Consider the following 15,507-nt stretch of genomic DNA (forward strand, 5'->3'; position numbering starts at 1 on the left):
CTATTGGGACTGGAAAGTTCGTCCTCTCTATTGGGACTGGAAAGTTCGTCCTCTCGAAAGCTCAGGGAGATATTGATAAAAGTGTCTGCCATCTGATAGGTCTCATAACCCTTTTGATGAAGTTTATGGGGTGAGCTGCTTGAGGGAAAACTTCACGAGCAGTTCTTATGGGGAGGGGCTGGAGACGGGTCATAACTGATACCGCGCCAGTTCTTTACCCGACAAATTTTATTTAAAACGTGGAAGTCATTCTTTCAAATTCATCAGTGTAAAAAGATAAAACCAGAAAGATGGGAGTGCCATTTGTATGGACAATTGATTGCCATTCTACTCTGTTCTTCTATCATGTTTCAAATGCGTCAATTACTTCTTATGAAAAAGAAACGAGAACTGAGTGAGTATAAGGCCATATATATGATTAGAGATTATTTCCTTCTTCTTTTCCAAGCTATACAGAAAGACACCCAAGAACTATCAAAGGTTCTATATCGCCTATTCAATCTTCTACAGCAAAACGGGCGAAAATCTCATCGATATGAGAAGAAAACAGTCTTTGATATATTAGGTGTCGTTTACAATTGTACCATGTCTGATAATCAAGCGGCTTAATTCAAAAAAGGAAACCCGTTAGGGTTTATTTCGTATGCAAATCTTTAAAGCACCTACATATAGACTTTCGAAAAAAAGAAACAATCTCGCTTATCATTGACGTTACATGAGCTTAGCTTGATAGCGATGTGGTGCTACCCCATTATGTTGAAAAGGAAAAGAACATCTGTGGAACTAGTGGTGACAATAGAGTTGTTCCACAAATGAGACAGAAGAATAGTGTTCTCTATCTGAGGGAATTGGAATATTATGATTACGGAAACTATAGCTATTGAAAATAGAACAAATAAAAGCTAAATAACAATAATATAATATCTTTTCTAGATATGCCTTTATCAAGAATCAAAGAATTTAATACCACTTAGTACAAAAGCATCAGAACTTGGGCTATAACCAACTAACTTTCTTGTTCCTTCAATATCAATTCGTTTAAACCTGTTGTTAGATACACCATGTAAAATTGAAAATGGAGGTAAGTTCTTTGCCGTCATCGACTTTAAGAGAAGGTCCATAAAATCTTCTGGGCTTAAGTATGCACTCATATCTCTAGCTGTTAGTGGTTTACCATATGGATTATAATCATCATATGCACCTATACGAATAGCAAGACTTTGTAACCCTTCTTCATAAGCAAAATAAGAAGCAACAGCCTCTGCAAAACACTTACTTACCCCGTACATATTTTTGGGTCTCGTGGGTGAATAAGCATGTGGTTGATAATCCAAAGGATAGCCTTCAATTGTTTGAGCGCTGGAAGCAACTATCACTTTGGATACATTATTATCACTAGCAGCTCTAAAAATATTATAGGTTCCCTTTATATGATTTTCTAATAAGGAGCCATAAAAATCAGCATTTGGCGAAGGATTACCTGCCAAGTGTATAACTATATCTATACCTTTCGTAAATTCTTGACAAGCAGCTAAATCAGAAACATCTAAATATATGATTTCATGATTTGTATCTTTAAAAGTTTCTAAAGCAGATAAGTTAATATCTGCTAGCCGTAACTGGTAATTCCCTTGCTTATCTAGGAATCTTGTAACATCTTGGCCAATCTTACCTGCAGCACCTGTAACTAAAATTTTTTGCATTTCACTTCATCCTTCCATAAAAAATACATCCCTTGTCAAGGGTCATATAATAGAGCATGCACTTATTGTATGTTGGTAATGGCATTAAATAAAACGAAGAAATATAATGGAGACATGAATAAAATTCATGAGGAGGACCATAGTGACTTTAACAAAATATGAAATATTTAACAAAGTGGCAGAACTCAATAGTTTTACAAAAGCTGCAGAAGTGTTAGGTTTCACCCAATCTGCTGTAAGTCATGCAATTAGCAGTTTGGAAAAAGAGTTTTCCTTTCCTTTATTTATTCGTAATCACTCTACTTTAACATTGACCAAAAATGCAGAGGAGCTTTTAATTACCGTTCGGAAAATTTTATACTATAACAACATGCTGAAGCAGGAAGTAGCCGCTATCAATGGGTTCCAAAAAGGAACAGTAAGAGTGGGGGTTTTTTCGAGTATTTCTAAAAACTGGATTCCTGGTATTCTTAAAAAAATGGAGGAAAAGTTTCCAAATATTGAAATCGAATTACTGGAAGGAAACTATGCTGAGGTTGAGAATTGGTTACAAAACGGGAGATTAGATTGTGGATTTATTAATAATGATACTTACTTTGAATCCTTTGAAAAATCCTTTGAAATCGTACAATTGAAGAGGGATCGACTTTTATGTGTTGTATCTAACCAATCCCCATTATGTAAGGAAAACCAAGTATCAATGCAACAAATAGAAAATGTACCTTTTATTATGCCAACATATCAGTGTTATGATGATATTCAAAAAATATTTAGGGAGAATAAAGTTAGCCCCAATATTCGATTCGAAAATATGAATGAATACTCAGTGATCTCCATGGTGGAGAATAATCTAGGAATTAGTATATTGCCAGAAATGATTATACCGACATCAAAAATTTCTTTTGCAGCAATTCCGCTTGAAAGTGATAGCTATCGAACTATTGGATTAGCTATAAGAAAACCAACCTCACTCGCGACTAAGAAATTTTCTGAGATTACTAAAAGGTGGGTATCATTTGAATCAATTTAATTTTTCCAAAATCTGAGTTATTTAAACTGATATGGTTCTTCTTGAACGGAGCAGATTAATTCAATAAGCAATGAGAAAAAGTTATATATTATGTGTCGATGTAGAAATATAATATACAAAAATCAGGAGGTGATTATATAGTAATATATAAATTGTACGACAGAACACCCTAATAACTTTGACTAATTACTAAACCTATATGAATCTTTATGATGGAATTCACTTAAATTAACAAGTAATGATTTGGAACGAATGTGCAATCAAAGTTGATACGCCATACACATTTGATGAAAAATAATTAGTGGGTATGGGACGTGTTATTTCAGATGGTGTAATTACTGGAGTAGTTTGGGGAATATGTGTTCTATCAATCTATCTGTCCGAAGGAATCGCCGCCATGTACAAATCGCGCTGGGCAATTGAATCATTTTTCCGCTGGATTTAGCTGAATTTGAACGTTCCTGTATTGTTTGGCACAACATCCAATGCGTTGTTCAATCAGTTATTCACAGCTATAATTGCCTATGCTTTGCTGAAATTTCTTCGTGCACAAGGCCAAAAGACAAAATAAACGCTTGTCATTTGCAGGTTTCACATGCCTGTTTCTTTGTGAAGCCTTGTCAATTGAGTGGCAAATTAGTTTGAAAGAAACACTTGAATTCTACAGGTCGATAAATCAAGAAACTGTATTACTTTGGTTAATCAACATACGTGTTAATTTATAGTATAATGATTGCTTGAAATAATGCGGTGGAAAACAGGGAAAAGAGGGAACCGATGCCTACTATACTAGTTGCTGACGACGATGCGAACATTCGCGAACTCGTCTGTTTATTTCTACGCAACGACGGATTCGCAACAGCTGAAGCAGCGGACGGCAAGGAAGCACTGGCCGTCTACATCTCAACGAATGTCGATCTTGTCGTACTTGACATTATGATGCCGATTATGGATGGTTGGACGTTAAGCAAGGAGCTCCGAAGAGCCAATCCTGATCTACCTTTACTTATGCTGACTGCGAGAGGAGAAACATGGGAGAAAGTGAAAGGTTTCGAACTTGGGACGGACGATTATTTAACCAAACCATTCGATCCGTTAGAGTTGACGGTTCGTGTTAGGGCACTACTCAAACGATACAAGATTGGCTCCACGCAGACGATCCATTTAGGGAACGTCATCCTTGATCGACAGACCTATAAGGTGATGAAAGGGACGGAGTCGCTTACGTTGCCGCTAAAGGAGTTCGAATTGCTGTATAAGCTCGCTGGAACACCCGGACAAGTCTATACGCGCGTGCAGTTGATCGATCAGATTTGGGGTATCGATTACGCCGGAGATGATCGAACGGTAGACGTACATATTAAACGGCTGCGTGAACGGTTTGCGACAACACACGATTTTCGGATCGAAACGGTGCGCGGGCTTGGGTATCGGCTTGAGGTTTATGAATGATCAGATCCTTATATATACGTGTTGTCCTGACATTTTTAGTCTCCATCATCGGGGGCACGATCATTTCTTTTTTGGTGTCAACTTGGATATTCGAAGATAAATTGAACGAAAACGCTCAAATCAACTTACGTAACTTTGGCCAAGACATCGTCCGGATTTACAAGACCTTTCCGTTACGTGAAGCGGACTTGTTCGTAAGTGAAATGAAGCAGCTCGATTCTTATTATATTCGAATTTACGAAGCAACGGGTCAGTTCAAGTCTTACGGTAAACTTCACGGACACAAACCTGCGCCTGTGACGATGGAGCAACTAAAGAAAGTATTAGATGGAGGTGTTGTTCAGGACACTCCTAATGGTATTGCCACGGTCCTCTTAGGGTTGCCGTTGAAAACGGAAATGGGAACGAAAGCGATATTTTTGGAAGCGCTCGCCCCTCCTTCAGCCTCTTTTGTCACAAAGTGGGCATTGGTCTTTGCAACATGTTCGTTGATTGCAGGAAGCTTATTGATTCTAGTTGCCTCTGTATTCCTGGTAAGACCGATAAAAAAGCTGACAAAAGCGACCAGGCGGATAGCATCTGGAGATTTCAACGTCAAGTTGAATATTAAGCAAACGAGTGAGCTGGGTACTTTGGCTCGCAGCTTCGAAGAAATGATGCACGATCTGCAGCAACTTGAGCAGATGCGCAGGGAATTCGTAACGAACGTGTCGCACGAGGTTCAGTCTCCGCTCACTTCGATATCCGGTTATGCTCTAGTGCTTAAGCAAGTTGACCTTTCAGAATACGAACGAAGCCGTTATCTTGATATTATCATCGCTGAAGCGAAAAGGATGTCCAAAATGAGCGATAACCTGTTAAAGCTGAGTTTTCTTGAATCGCAGTCAAAGCAACTGCGGCTCGTCACGCTCAGCCTCGATGAACAAATCCGACGGATAATTGTGGCGCTCCAGCCACAATGGTCTGCTCGCGATATACATTTCGAGCTTGATTTACAGACAGTTAAAGTAACGGCTGATCATGACCTGTTAAATCAGGTATGGACGAATATCCTCAGAAATAGCATCAAATTTTCCGAGGATACCGGCGTGATTAACGTAAGCATCAAACAAGATATCAAAAACGTCACAATCCTAATATCCGACACTGGTATTGGTATTAACCTTGACGACCAGAAGCGTATATTCGAGCGTTTTTTTAAGGCCGATCGTTCCCACAGTCGTAAGTATGACGGAAGTGGTATGGGACTCGCTATCGTTAAACAGATCGTGTCGCTTCATCAAGGTGACATCCGAGTGAAAAGTGAACTTGGTCAAGGAACGACCTTCATTGTCACCTTGCCAATCACTACACCAACAGATTAGTTAGATTCATTCTCTATGCTACGACTCATATGCAAGCTTACTTGTATATAGAGCCGTAGCATTTTTTTTGGCAGTTCATATTCAGTTCATATTGTCGTCATGGTGAGTACATCTTCATTGGTTAAGTTTTCATTACAGGCACATGAAGGAAGGCAAACAGATCAGGACAGGAGAAGATGACAGTGACACAACAAGAGGAAAAGAAAACGCTAAGTGGAATGAAAATAAAGAAAGTGCGAAACATCTTACTTAAAATCATAGGAGCAATCGTTCTAGCCATTGTACTTTTTTTAGGTATTGTTTATATCGTAAATGTGATGAGTAGTCATTCGGAGCAAAAACGAATAGTGCCCTACGGGCAGCACGTATCTGTAGACGGGAAAAACATGAATGTGTTAATTCAAGGCGAGGGCGAGGAAACGATCGTGCTCCTGCCTGGTTATGGAACAGCTACTCCAGGGCTTGATTTTAAGCTTCTTATCGATGAATTATCTCCATTTTACAAAGTTGTTGCGGTAGAGCCTTTCGGTTATGGATTAAGTGATGAAACTGTAAAAGAGCGAACCACGGAGAATATGGTAAGTGAAGTTCATGAAGCTCTACAGCAGCTTAATATTAACAGATACATGCTCATGGGCCACTCCATTACAGGTATTTATGGAATTGATTATGTGAACAAATATCCAAACGAGGTGACTGCATTTGTCGGAATCGATAGCAGTGTTGCAACACAACCGGGTATGGATATCAATTTCCCATTAAAAACGTTTGCATATCTCAAAAAATCAGGCCTCTTAAGATTGGCTATGAAAATCAGTGCTGACCCCTATGCTGGACTGGCATTTGATGAAAAAACCGTAGAGCAAATGAAAATGATTTCGAATAAAAACATGTATAATGACACAACCTTGAATGAGATGGACCATATTTCGTCTAATTTTAAAGGGGCTCAAGGTTTAATCTTCCCTAAATATCTTCCACTTCTTCTCTTTGTACAAGCGAATAGTGAAGATGTAGCAGGATGGATACCTCTGCATGAAGGGCAGATCAAAGACTCGGTACATGGAAAAGTAGTAACCATGGATGGATCACATTATTTACACCATACCAAATTCAAAGAAATCGCTGAAAACGTTAGACTATTTATGAAAGAAGTAAAGTAAGTGTTCAGAGAAATGTTCATTCGTTATTTTATGCATTTGTCTACAGTCTGCAAGACCATCATTTCGATGGTCTTTTTTATGTCCAAACAGTTGTATATTTCCAAACCAAGATTATACTTTCGCCTGAAAGACATTGGGTTTCATTTTCATATTAACTAACGAGGCAGGTGTGCGGCCAAGCCTAGGTCGTATCATATAACGGGTGGGATTCCCGTCGAGTAAGAACTAGCCATTCGCTCGTAGCGAGTCTTGGAGGGCTAAAGGTAACTTTAGTCTTTAAGCGTAGACAGTTAGGTGGCGGATTTGCTTTACTGATCGTTCTATTCATCCTGTTAATCATTATAGGATGTAGTTGTTGGGGCGGATTCGGTTACTAAAAAAAGGGGCACTCATAAGAGTGTCTTTTTTCTCAATATAAGAACTCTAAGAATATGATATTATTTTAATGCAAATTCCCTTTTGTGCAATGAGATAGTAATGCCCAACAAAAAACCCACCTATTTCCGTAGGTGGGCCTTATCTTTATTACACAATATCAAAGTATACTCTCTTTTTCTCGTAAATTTCATGTAATTATACATATTTGTAAAAATTACATAAAATAAATATTACATGTAGTAAAATATAAATTGTGGACACGTTCTATAAAGCTGATTCTCCGATTAGAAGGCGTAACACATTTCAACCATATAGGTGTGGTGTGGCGTTGCTTTAATCTAGCCAAACAAACGATCTCGATTCTCTTGTATTTGTACACTAACAATCTGTTGAAAATAAATGATTCTGTTTTATAGGACGTGTTTACTTAATGTCCAATACATATTATTAAATTAAAGTGGTTCAAGTCGGAGGAAGGCACCTTAGGGTGTCTTTTCTTTATGGGGTCTCACCACATCGGTATCTGACTTGTTTTTTATGTTTATCATGCAATTTTTTGTTGTTGCATTTCTTTTTATTAGCTTGATAGCGATGTGGCGGTACCCCATTAATAGAAAACTACTGCAAGAGTTATAGTTTTATGTTTTCATTTCCCTTTTGGCATTTATCTTTTAATCAGATGAATGCTTTTTTTAGTACATAATAAAAAAATAACCAGAAAAACTGTCACAAAATCCGTTTTTCTGGTTTCTCTATAATACAGGCATCAAATTGAAAGTGAGGTTTAAACTAACATGTTAACCATAGAAAATGAAGAAAGTCATGCTTCTGATATACCTTTTGAAGATTTATTTAAGCAGTACTATGCTTATGCTGTGAAGCAGATTATATGGATTGTTAAAGATCAATCTATCGCTGAAGAGTTAGCACAAGAAGTGTTTTTACAATTATATCGTAGCGACTGGAAAGTAATTGAAAACATACCTGGATGGTTGATTAAATCTTCTACTTATGTAGCTTATAACCATTTGCGATCTGAAAAAAGGCAACAAGCGAAGATTGATAAAGAAATACAATACCATGAAGTACAAAATGTTTCATCATTAGACGATGATTGGATAAGAAAAGAAGAAATTACAAAGGTACAAACGATACTAAATAAAATGAATGATCGAGAACGAACCCTTTTACTAATGAAATTCTCTGGTTTTCAATATAAAGAAATTGCAGAAATACTTCAAATTGAAATATCTTCTATTGGAACATTATTGGTCCGAGCCAAAATGAAATTTCGCAAGATTTATAAACAAATGGAGGAGGCATAACAAATGAAATGTTATGATATCGGATTTATTCAAACATATATTGATGGAGAACTTTCTCATGATATAAGAAAGGAATTCACAAAGCACCTAGATACATGTGAAGCATGCCAAGATTTATTAGTAGAAATCAGTAAATTAAATCAATGGGAAAACGTAATGCTAGATGAAGAATCTGCAAATTCACCACAAGAAATCAAAATTGATATAGAACAAGCATGGAAAACATTTGAAAGTCGTTCCAAGCTAGACAATGTTTCTAATATAAATCACAAAAAACAACAGAAGAAGGGACTCTTTACAAACATGAGTAAAAAATCAAAACGTTTCATGTATACAGCAGTAGCTGCAGCAGCACTGTTCACAACAGCAATGATTCCACAAGTACAAGTAGCGGCTACAAATGTTGCCTCATATTTTTCTGATGCAATTACAAATGATAAAGTTGTAAATGAAGGAATACAAGATGAAAATGGTGTCACACAAGATATGATGAAGAATGGCGAATATATTCCTATTGATGAAAAAATTACAGATCAAGGTATTACTGTACATTTCAAAGAATTATATATCGCAGATTCACGTATATCAGTTCATTATAGAATGGAAAAAGCTGACGGAAGTTTAGTACCATTTGAATTTGATACATCAGGATTAGAGCTCGAAAGTGATGGTAAAATTAATGGGCAACAAGAGGAAAACCCTGAGATTAAACATGAAGGGAGACTATCATTTATCCATGATTCAGATGACCGTCTTCCTTTTGAACTTATGGCAGCAGGTAAAAAATTAAATGATGTAGGTATTCGTGATAATGATAAACCCGAAGGTGTTGCTACATTTGTTATAGTTTCTGAGGGAAAAGACGATTTTAAACAGCCCCTTACTTTAGATGTAAATATAAATAGAATTGGAAAAGTAATTGGATCTTGGAAAGGTGAAATTCAAATTGATACTTCACATCTGAAAAATAATACTAATTAAAATGAAAAAAAGAATAGAACAATATGTATCTAATGCTCAGTTTATATGTTTTCTTGTTTTCGTTACATTTATTTCTTATATAGTTTTTACTCTATCTTTTATTTATGATTTAAGTTTATAACCTTAAATCAATCATTTAAGACCATTACGAGAAAAACCTCCCTAAAAAAGTAGGGAAATAAATAACCGGTCCCTTAACGTATAAGGAATCGGTTATTTTGTATCTAAAATGTGTCTAAACTTACAATTTTCTTTTTTGATATGGTGCCCCTATAGAGAAAGAATTTTTTCGTTTAGGGGGTACTTCAAAACCTTAACTTGATGGCGATGGGGTCCCGCCAACATAACGCGAATTTCGTACGCTAAGGAACTTTTTATTTAAAAACTTGGTTTTCCGTACATTAAGAGTGTTCCATAAACGGTATTTGATGTTTGATATAAAACTTTGTTTTTGGTCATGAGTTTTTGAACTGAATTTTAAACATATTTCAGTCAGTTTTGATAGATATAAAATACCTTAATAACATTGTAGAGCAAGATCATCGTTTTATTAAAAAGAGAGTTCGTTCAATGTTGGGATTGAAATCTTTTCGTACAGCTAAATCTATTCTTTCAGGAATAGAAGCTATGCATATCGTTAAAAAAGGCCAACTTATTTTACGGGACAAGTCTGTCCAAAATGAACTGAAGTTTATTCATCAACTATTCGGAATGGCTACATAAGAATAGATTCCATTAGGAATCTATATACCTCTTTCAAATAGATGCAATCTTTGCACCAGAACCCTTTATCTTTATGCTGATGTGATACCCCCCCTAAACATTTGCCATGATTCATGTTTGGATGAATGCTTACTTCTGTTTAATAGGCAGTGCATAATAGCCAAAAGCCAAATCGAGCAAAGCGCTCGCTTCTTGACGCAGTAACAAATCCTTCGGACGGAAGGTAAAAGATCCGTCAGTGTTGATGGTAGTATCAGGGTCTATGATGCCTTGTGAGGCAAGGGATTGAATGGACTGGACCGCCCAGGCATCCGCAGTTTCGAGCAATTTCACATGATTGGCTTGGTCAGGTTGAATCTGCTTCAAGTTTTGAATCATGGTTGCTGCAACTTGTCTGCTAATCGGAGTCGCGCGGTCATATCCTGGTATACCTGCTATACATTGCTTCTTAATCCCTTCGGCTTGACCCGGGAAAATGTTCCATCCATGTGCCAACAACAAGGCATCCGTAAATTCTCCTTGTGTCATCGTGCCCATCGGATCGAATAGATTATCCGCTTTAGCATCCATGATGTTTAAAGCATGAAGATTGTCGATATGGCTTCTATAGTTACTCTTTTGCGAGACGTCTGCAAAAGGTGGTTTGATATTGATTTTCTGAGATTGAGCAACAATGCCTAGGCCTTTAGGACTGGTGTAATAAAAATATGCGATTTCTCCGGCCGCATTTTTTTGGAAAGCAATCTTATTTCCTTCTGGATCCTCAAACAACAAAGGGTGAATCATTTTAAGGAGTTGTTTGCCAGCTGTTTCATCTTCCATGACCAACGTTCCATTCTCATAGGTAAAGTGGGTACGAATCGCAAACGCACGTGTGTTTTGGTACATGCCCAAGTATTTTTGGGCTTCTTTTTCCTCTAACGAGAGATATACTGTTTTCTCCGCCTTGGGAGCAGGGAAATAATGGTCCATGAACGCTTCATACACTTCTCGACTCATCATAGAATCATTATTGTAAGACATGAAGAATGCGGTTTTTTGTTCAGGTATCAAAACCATCAATGAAGAATGTCCTGGCATATTCCCGCCCTTTAATACGACATGTTGACCGTTGGCAAGGTCATTGAAATATGTTTCAAATCCAACTGTCGCAATGGGAATCGTCTTATCTGCGAAAACTTGGTAGGCATGCATCATATCCATGCTTTTTTTACTTGCGATTTCTTTACCTTCAAACTTTCCATTCTGTAGCTGCATAATCATGTACTTTGACATGTCTTCCCCGGTGGACAAAATGCTTCCTTGTGGTCCATCTGTTGGAGCGTGCCCATTTGTTGGATGAGGATCGCCAGTGGGACCGTAATGTGTAGCCATTCTTTTGAGAAGGTCAGGCGTAAAGCGCACACTTGTAGACTTCATGCCTAATGGTTTGAAAATATTCTTTTCCATATATCGTGAGAAAGATGTACCTGTAACATTCTCCACTGCAAATCCTGCGAGTAAAAATGCAAAGTTGTCATACGTATAAGCTTCACCGGGCGGCCGTACCACTGTCGGCATATGTTTAGGTAGAAATTCCCTAATAGATATATTTTGATTTACATATTCAGGCCCGATTAGCGTGGTGATATCGGGCAGGTCTACGCCGCTGGTATAGGTCAACATATCAAACAGGGTGAGGGGTTTTCCTGTTTTATTGGGGATTTTCAATCCACCGAGATATTGTTGTACATCTTGATTTAGTTTAAGCTTTCCTCTATCAACTTGTTGCATCACGGCCAAGGCGGTAAAAGTTTTCGAGACTGAAGCGATTTGAAAGACCGTGTCCTTATTGACGGGAATTTTCTTTTCTTTATCTGCATAACCATACCCTTTATTGACGACGACCTTTCCATCATGAACGACGACAAAACTTGAACCGTTCACATTGTACTTCTTCATTTTTTCTTCGAATAACGGATCAGCAAAAAATTCTACTTCTTTTTTGTTATTAGGTGCTTTCGTCATTTTGATATTGGTTGCAAGTGTCGATGACTTTGAATTTCTAACTTCTAATGATTGTTGGGAACATGCAGAAATCATGCTTGTAGAAGTGAGCAGAATTGCGACGAGCCCCAGTTTATTGATTGCTTTTTTCATTTTTGTACACTCCTTTATGAGATTGAAGATTTCTTGTTTGCACAACGAGTTGTCAGCTCGTTAGTGTATGAACCGAGTGTAGCAAGTAGCAAGTCATAGTAACTAGTGACCTTTCGTCATATTCATGCATGACATAAAAAATAGAGCGGAGTACGGCTAGTTTTATACCCACGACCTACAAGTTATGACATTTTGACACTACTGTGTGTGACAGATGAAAAGTTAGAATCGAAGGGCGACTCATAGGGTATTAGCAAAGAAAAGAAAATGGAGGAGAGAATCTAATGACAAAAGAATCTGTTCAAAAAAGCTTGCAAGATTTCTACTTTTTGTTGTTTACCTTTGGATCTGGATTATTTTACTTTTTCTTTTATTTGGTCAGTATGACATTTGCATTGGTGCTGACGGTTATCTTCATAGGTATTCCTTTGTTGGCATGGGTGCTGCAAACAACTCACACGTTTGTCCAGTATGAACGCATTCAGACGAAAGTTTATACGGGTATATCGATAGAGCCAATCTTGCCAATGACAAAAAATGAAGGGGATAAATGGATTAAAGCGAGAGAGGCAATTCTTAATAGTAGCAATTGGAGAGCTATTTTTTGGCTCATGCAAAAATCTTTTGTTGGAGTGATTAGCCTTATATGTGCCGTTATATTGTACGTAGCTCCGTTTGCATTTACCTTAACACCATTGCTTTTTCAATATTTTGATTTATACTTATTGGGAATTGTTGTGAATTCATGGCAGAAGGCTATTTTTGTCATGATTGTTGGGTGTATTCTCATCTGGATATGTATTTGTATTGGAAACAGCTTAGTTCGAACAATTGGAATGTACACGCGTTCCATGTTTAAAGCTATTAAGGGGTGATAATTTGTTTAAGACCTTGAAACTATGGCTCTGGTATGATTGGGTATTACTTTGTATACGTTTTATCATTTGGCTATCATTGATGGTAACGACTATCCAACACCGAGACCATTTGACTATACCGCTTTGGATCATTATCCTTTGGGAAGTCACTTCATTTTCAATACCATGGATTTGTTTAATGTTCAGTTATCGCTATTATCTATTTACTGAGATAATTTTATTTGGCGGAGTATGCTTTTACTTAACTTTATTATTTCCGTCAGCGTACCTTGCTTTTTTAATGCCGACTTTTATGATTGCAGCAAATAGTGCTCATAAATCATACCGTTGGTCGGCTTCTATCACAATTGTTTTATTTCCGTTGCTCATTGCAATATTTTCCCATGGAATAGATGTATGGGTGATTATTATACAAATCGGTCTGGCTTTTGCTGTGGGTTCTTCCTTTCGTTTACTAGTTGTCAATTACCGTCAAAGTGAAACGATTCGGAACCAAAAGCATGTATTGGAACAGTACGTATCTCAAGTTGAGCGGATTACTTTACTGGAGGAACGTGACAGGATCTCAAAAGATTTACATGATACGATGGGGCATTCTTATACCTCAATTATTATGGGGATGGAAACATTACGTACGGAATTAAAGACTAAAGAAGGAGAGCAAAAGCTCGACTCATTATTACAATTGGCCCGTAACAGTATGGAAGAAGTAAGAATGTATCTACATCAGATGGACTTACCACAAGAATCGCTTGCCTTAACTCTCACATTACAACAATTGACAGAGGAATTTGAGAAGCATGCAAAAGTAAATGTACGTACTCGAATAATAGGAGAAGAGTATACGGTCTCCAAGCAATCAAAACTGACAATGTATCGGAGCTTACAGGAATCATTAACAAATGCGGTTCGCCATGGACACTCCACCGAAATCATTGTGTCACTTCATTTTGAGCCGCAACAGATAAGATTGGATGTGCAGGATAATGGCTGCGGGGTAGAGGAATGGAAGGATGGCTTCGGATTAACTGCGATGAAAGAGCGCGTGAGTCAGTTACAAGGGAGAGTTATTGTTTACTCCAAAAAAGGAGAAGGGACGTTAATTTCATGTGCGTTACCGAGACTTGTACAATTGTCTAATGAACCAATCCGCTTGTGTATCGTCGATGATCATTCTTTTATTCGAGAAAGTCTTCATACAATTTTGGATGGACAGGATGGCTTGCAAGTAGTGGGAATGGCTGAAGATGGAGAACAGGCTGTAGAATTGTGTGAAAGACTAAAACCAGATTTAGTATTAATGGATTTAGAGATGTCCAATCTGAATGGGATTCGTGCGACCAAAATAATTAAGGGGAAATGGCCAGACATTCGTGTCCTCATTCTTTCAACGTTTCAGGATACCAAAAGGGCGAAGGAAATCATACGAAATGGAGCTGACGGTTATTTGCTGAAATCCATAGATTCTCGTGAACTAGCTGAATCGATTCGMCTCATCTATCGGGGAGGCACGATGATTGACCAAGATTTGTTCCATAAGATGTGGGATGGAAATGATGAGGAAGAGTCAGTCGAATTGAAGTCAGATGGAAAAGAGTATGGCTTAACGAAACGCGAGTTAGAGGTTTTGAATCTTTTGTCTCAAGGAATCCGTTATAAAACAATTGCTTCGAAACTTTACTTATCAAATGGCACAGTTAGAAATTATGCTTCTACTCTTTATGACAAGCTAGAAGTCAAAAATCGGGAAGAAGCCGTGCAAAAAGCAAGAGATACAGGATTACTCTCGTAAGAGGGAGTACTGTCATCTGCTAGGGGTACGTGAATAATTCGGGGTTTCGGGGACCACACTTCAAAAAATGTAATTTGAATGTCTGTTATAGACAATTTTATAGATTCTATAAATTCTATAAATAATGTTTAATTTTCGATAAAGACAATTATATAAAACCCAACATAATCGATCTTATGTCGGGTTTTATAGTGAACATTAGCTTTGTAACCCTTATACATGGAATTAATTTAAAGGATGGCCCCATACCTCGAATCGGTCACATACCTAAATAGGGTTCTGGTGCAAAAACTTAAGGATAATTGCAATGAATCTATAAATCTTGGACATACTGTTACTATTACTTTAGAAAAAGTGCGTGATTGGTATGGAAAAGGGAAATGTATTAAAATGGAAGCATTATCAACCAGACATCATCTTGTTAACGATACAACCTTAGTTTTCGTGATTTGGTGGAAATGCTAGAAGAACGGGGTTTATCCATTGCTGATACGATTCCGTTAGGAATATATGTGCGTTATTCTACTGTATTTTATTTTTGCACCAGAACCACTTGTTTTACCGGACAAGTCTGTCCAA

General features: G+C 37.5%; 10 protein-coding genes and 5 pseudogenes. 13 read left to right on the top strand and 2 right to left on the bottom strand.

Features of this window, described 5'->3' with window-relative positions; translation table 11 throughout:
* Positions 1-222: 222 nt before the first annotated feature.
* A pseudogene (locus AC1DS7_RS21045) lies at positions 223-609 on the top strand (IS4 family transposase); the annotation flags it as partial.
* Between the two features lie 335 nt (positions 610-944).
* On the opposite strand, the gene AC1DS7_RS21050 reads toward AC1DS7_RS21045, so the two are convergent.
* Positions 945-1,703, bottom strand: a complete 759-nt coding sequence (locus AC1DS7_RS21050; protein ID WP_002014092.1) for an NAD-dependent epimerase/dehydratase family protein — start codon at positions 1,701-1,703, stop codon at positions 945-947.
* A gap of 142 nt (positions 1,704-1,845) precedes the next feature.
* Between AC1DS7_RS21050 and AC1DS7_RS21055 the strand changes: the two genes are divergently transcribed.
* From AC1DS7_RS21055 to AC1DS7_RS21095, 9 genes and pseudogenes are all read left to right on the top strand, one after another.
* Complete coding sequence (locus tag AC1DS7_RS21055; protein ID WP_002142572.1) at positions 1,846-2,733, top strand: LysR substrate-binding domain-containing protein; 888 nt, start codon at positions 1,846-1,848, stop codon at positions 2,731-2,733.
* Between the two features lie 147 nt (positions 2,734-2,880).
* Positions 2,881-3,124: pseudogene (locus tag AC1DS7_RS21060) on the top strand (GNAT family N-acetyltransferase); the annotation flags it as partial.
* 386 nt (positions 3,125-3,510) lie between these two features.
* Positions 3,511-4,185, top strand: a complete 675-nt coding sequence (locus AC1DS7_RS21065) for a response regulator transcription factor (protein ID WP_002142571.1) — start codon at positions 3,511-3,513, stop codon at positions 4,183-4,185.
* A complete protein-coding gene (locus AC1DS7_RS21070; RefSeq protein WP_215588378.1) occupies positions 4,182-5,549 on the top strand; it encodes a sensor histidine kinase in 1,368 nt (455 codons plus the stop codon). Before AC1DS7_RS21065 ends, AC1DS7_RS21070 begins: the two co-directional genes overlap by 4 nt.
* 182 nt (positions 5,550-5,731) lie before the next feature.
* Complete coding sequence (locus AC1DS7_RS21075) at positions 5,732-6,712, top strand: alpha/beta hydrolase (protein WP_016100944.1); 981 nt, start codon at positions 5,732-5,734, stop codon at positions 6,710-6,712.
* Positions 6,713-7,005: 293 nt separating this feature from the next.
* A pseudogene (locus tag AC1DS7_RS21080) lies at positions 7,006-7,089 on the top strand (YjcZ family sporulation protein); the annotation flags it as partial.
* A gap of 795 nt (positions 7,090-7,884) precedes the next feature.
* Positions 7,885-8,415 (top strand): RNA polymerase sigma factor SigX, encoded by a 531-nt coding sequence (locus AC1DS7_RS21085; RefSeq protein ID WP_002190245.1) that lies wholly within the window; start codon positions 7,885-7,887, stop codon positions 8,413-8,415.
* 3 nt (positions 8,416-8,418) lie between these two features.
* A complete protein-coding gene (locus AC1DS7_RS21090) occupies positions 8,419-9,396 on the top strand; it encodes a DUF4179 domain-containing protein (protein WP_016100945.1) in 978 nt (325 codons plus the stop codon).
* A 507-nt stretch (positions 9,397-9,903) separates the two neighbouring features.
* A pseudogene (locus AC1DS7_RS21095) lies at positions 9,904-10,119 on the top strand (DDE-type integrase/transposase/recombinase); the annotation flags it as partial.
* A gap of 129 nt (positions 10,120-10,248) precedes the next feature.
* Here AC1DS7_RS21095 and AC1DS7_RS21100 read toward each other — a convergent pair.
* Positions 10,249-12,258 carry a serine hydrolase domain-containing protein gene (locus AC1DS7_RS21100; RefSeq protein WP_016100946.1) on the bottom strand — a complete coding sequence of 670 codons (2,010 nt, stop codon included), beginning with the start codon at positions 12,256-12,258 and terminating at the stop codon, positions 10,249-10,251.
* Between the two features lie 284 nt (positions 12,259-12,542).
* On the opposite strand from AC1DS7_RS21100, the gene AC1DS7_RS21105 reads away from it, so the two are divergent.
* From AC1DS7_RS21105 to AC1DS7_RS21115, 3 genes and pseudogenes are all read left to right on the top strand, one after another.
* Positions 12,543-13,133, top strand: a complete 591-nt coding sequence (locus tag AC1DS7_RS21105) for a sensor domain-containing protein (protein ID WP_016100947.1) — start codon at positions 12,543-12,545, stop codon at positions 13,131-13,133.
* Between the two features lie 4 nt (positions 13,134-13,137).
* Entirely contained in the window at positions 13,138-14,928 is a 1,791-nt protein-coding gene (locus AC1DS7_RS21110) for a helix-turn-helix transcriptional regulator (RefSeq protein ID WP_033715022.1), read from the top strand.
* 367 nt (positions 14,929-15,295) lie between these two features.
* A pseudogene (locus tag AC1DS7_RS21115) lies at positions 15,296-15,422 on the top strand (IS6 family transposase); the annotation flags it as partial.
* Positions 15,423-15,507 lie beyond the last annotated feature (85 nt).

This window comes from Bacillus sp. P4_E1 (genome assembly GCF_056401715.1).

Bases quoted from the DNA above. Each gene is read 5' to 3' on its own strand.
- AC1DS7_RS21050 (WP_002014092.1), bottom strand. From the start codon at position 1,703: ATGCAAAAAATTTTAGTTACAGGTGCTGCAGGTAAGATTGGCCAAGAT.
- AC1DS7_RS21065 (WP_002142571.1), top strand. From the start codon at position 3,511: ATGCCTACTATACTAGTTGCTGACGACGATGCGAACATTCGCGAACTC.
- AC1DS7_RS21070 (WP_215588378.1), top strand. From the start codon at position 4,182: ATGATCAGATCCTTATATATACGTGTTGTCCTGACATTTTTAGTCTCC.
- AC1DS7_RS21085 (WP_002190245.1), top strand. From the start codon at position 7,885: ATGTTAACCATAGAAAATGAAGAAAGTCATGCTTCTGATATACCTTTT.
- AC1DS7_RS21090 (WP_016100945.1), top strand. From the start codon at position 8,419: ATGAAATGTTATGATATCGGATTTATTCAAACATATATTGATGGAGAA.
- AC1DS7_RS21100 (WP_016100946.1), bottom strand. From the start codon at position 12,258: ATGAAAAAAGCAATCAATAAACTGGGGCTCGTCGCAATTCTGCTCACT.
- AC1DS7_RS21105 (WP_016100947.1), top strand. From the start codon at position 12,543: ATGACAAAAGAATCTGTTCAAAAAAGCTTGCAAGATTTCTACTTTTTG.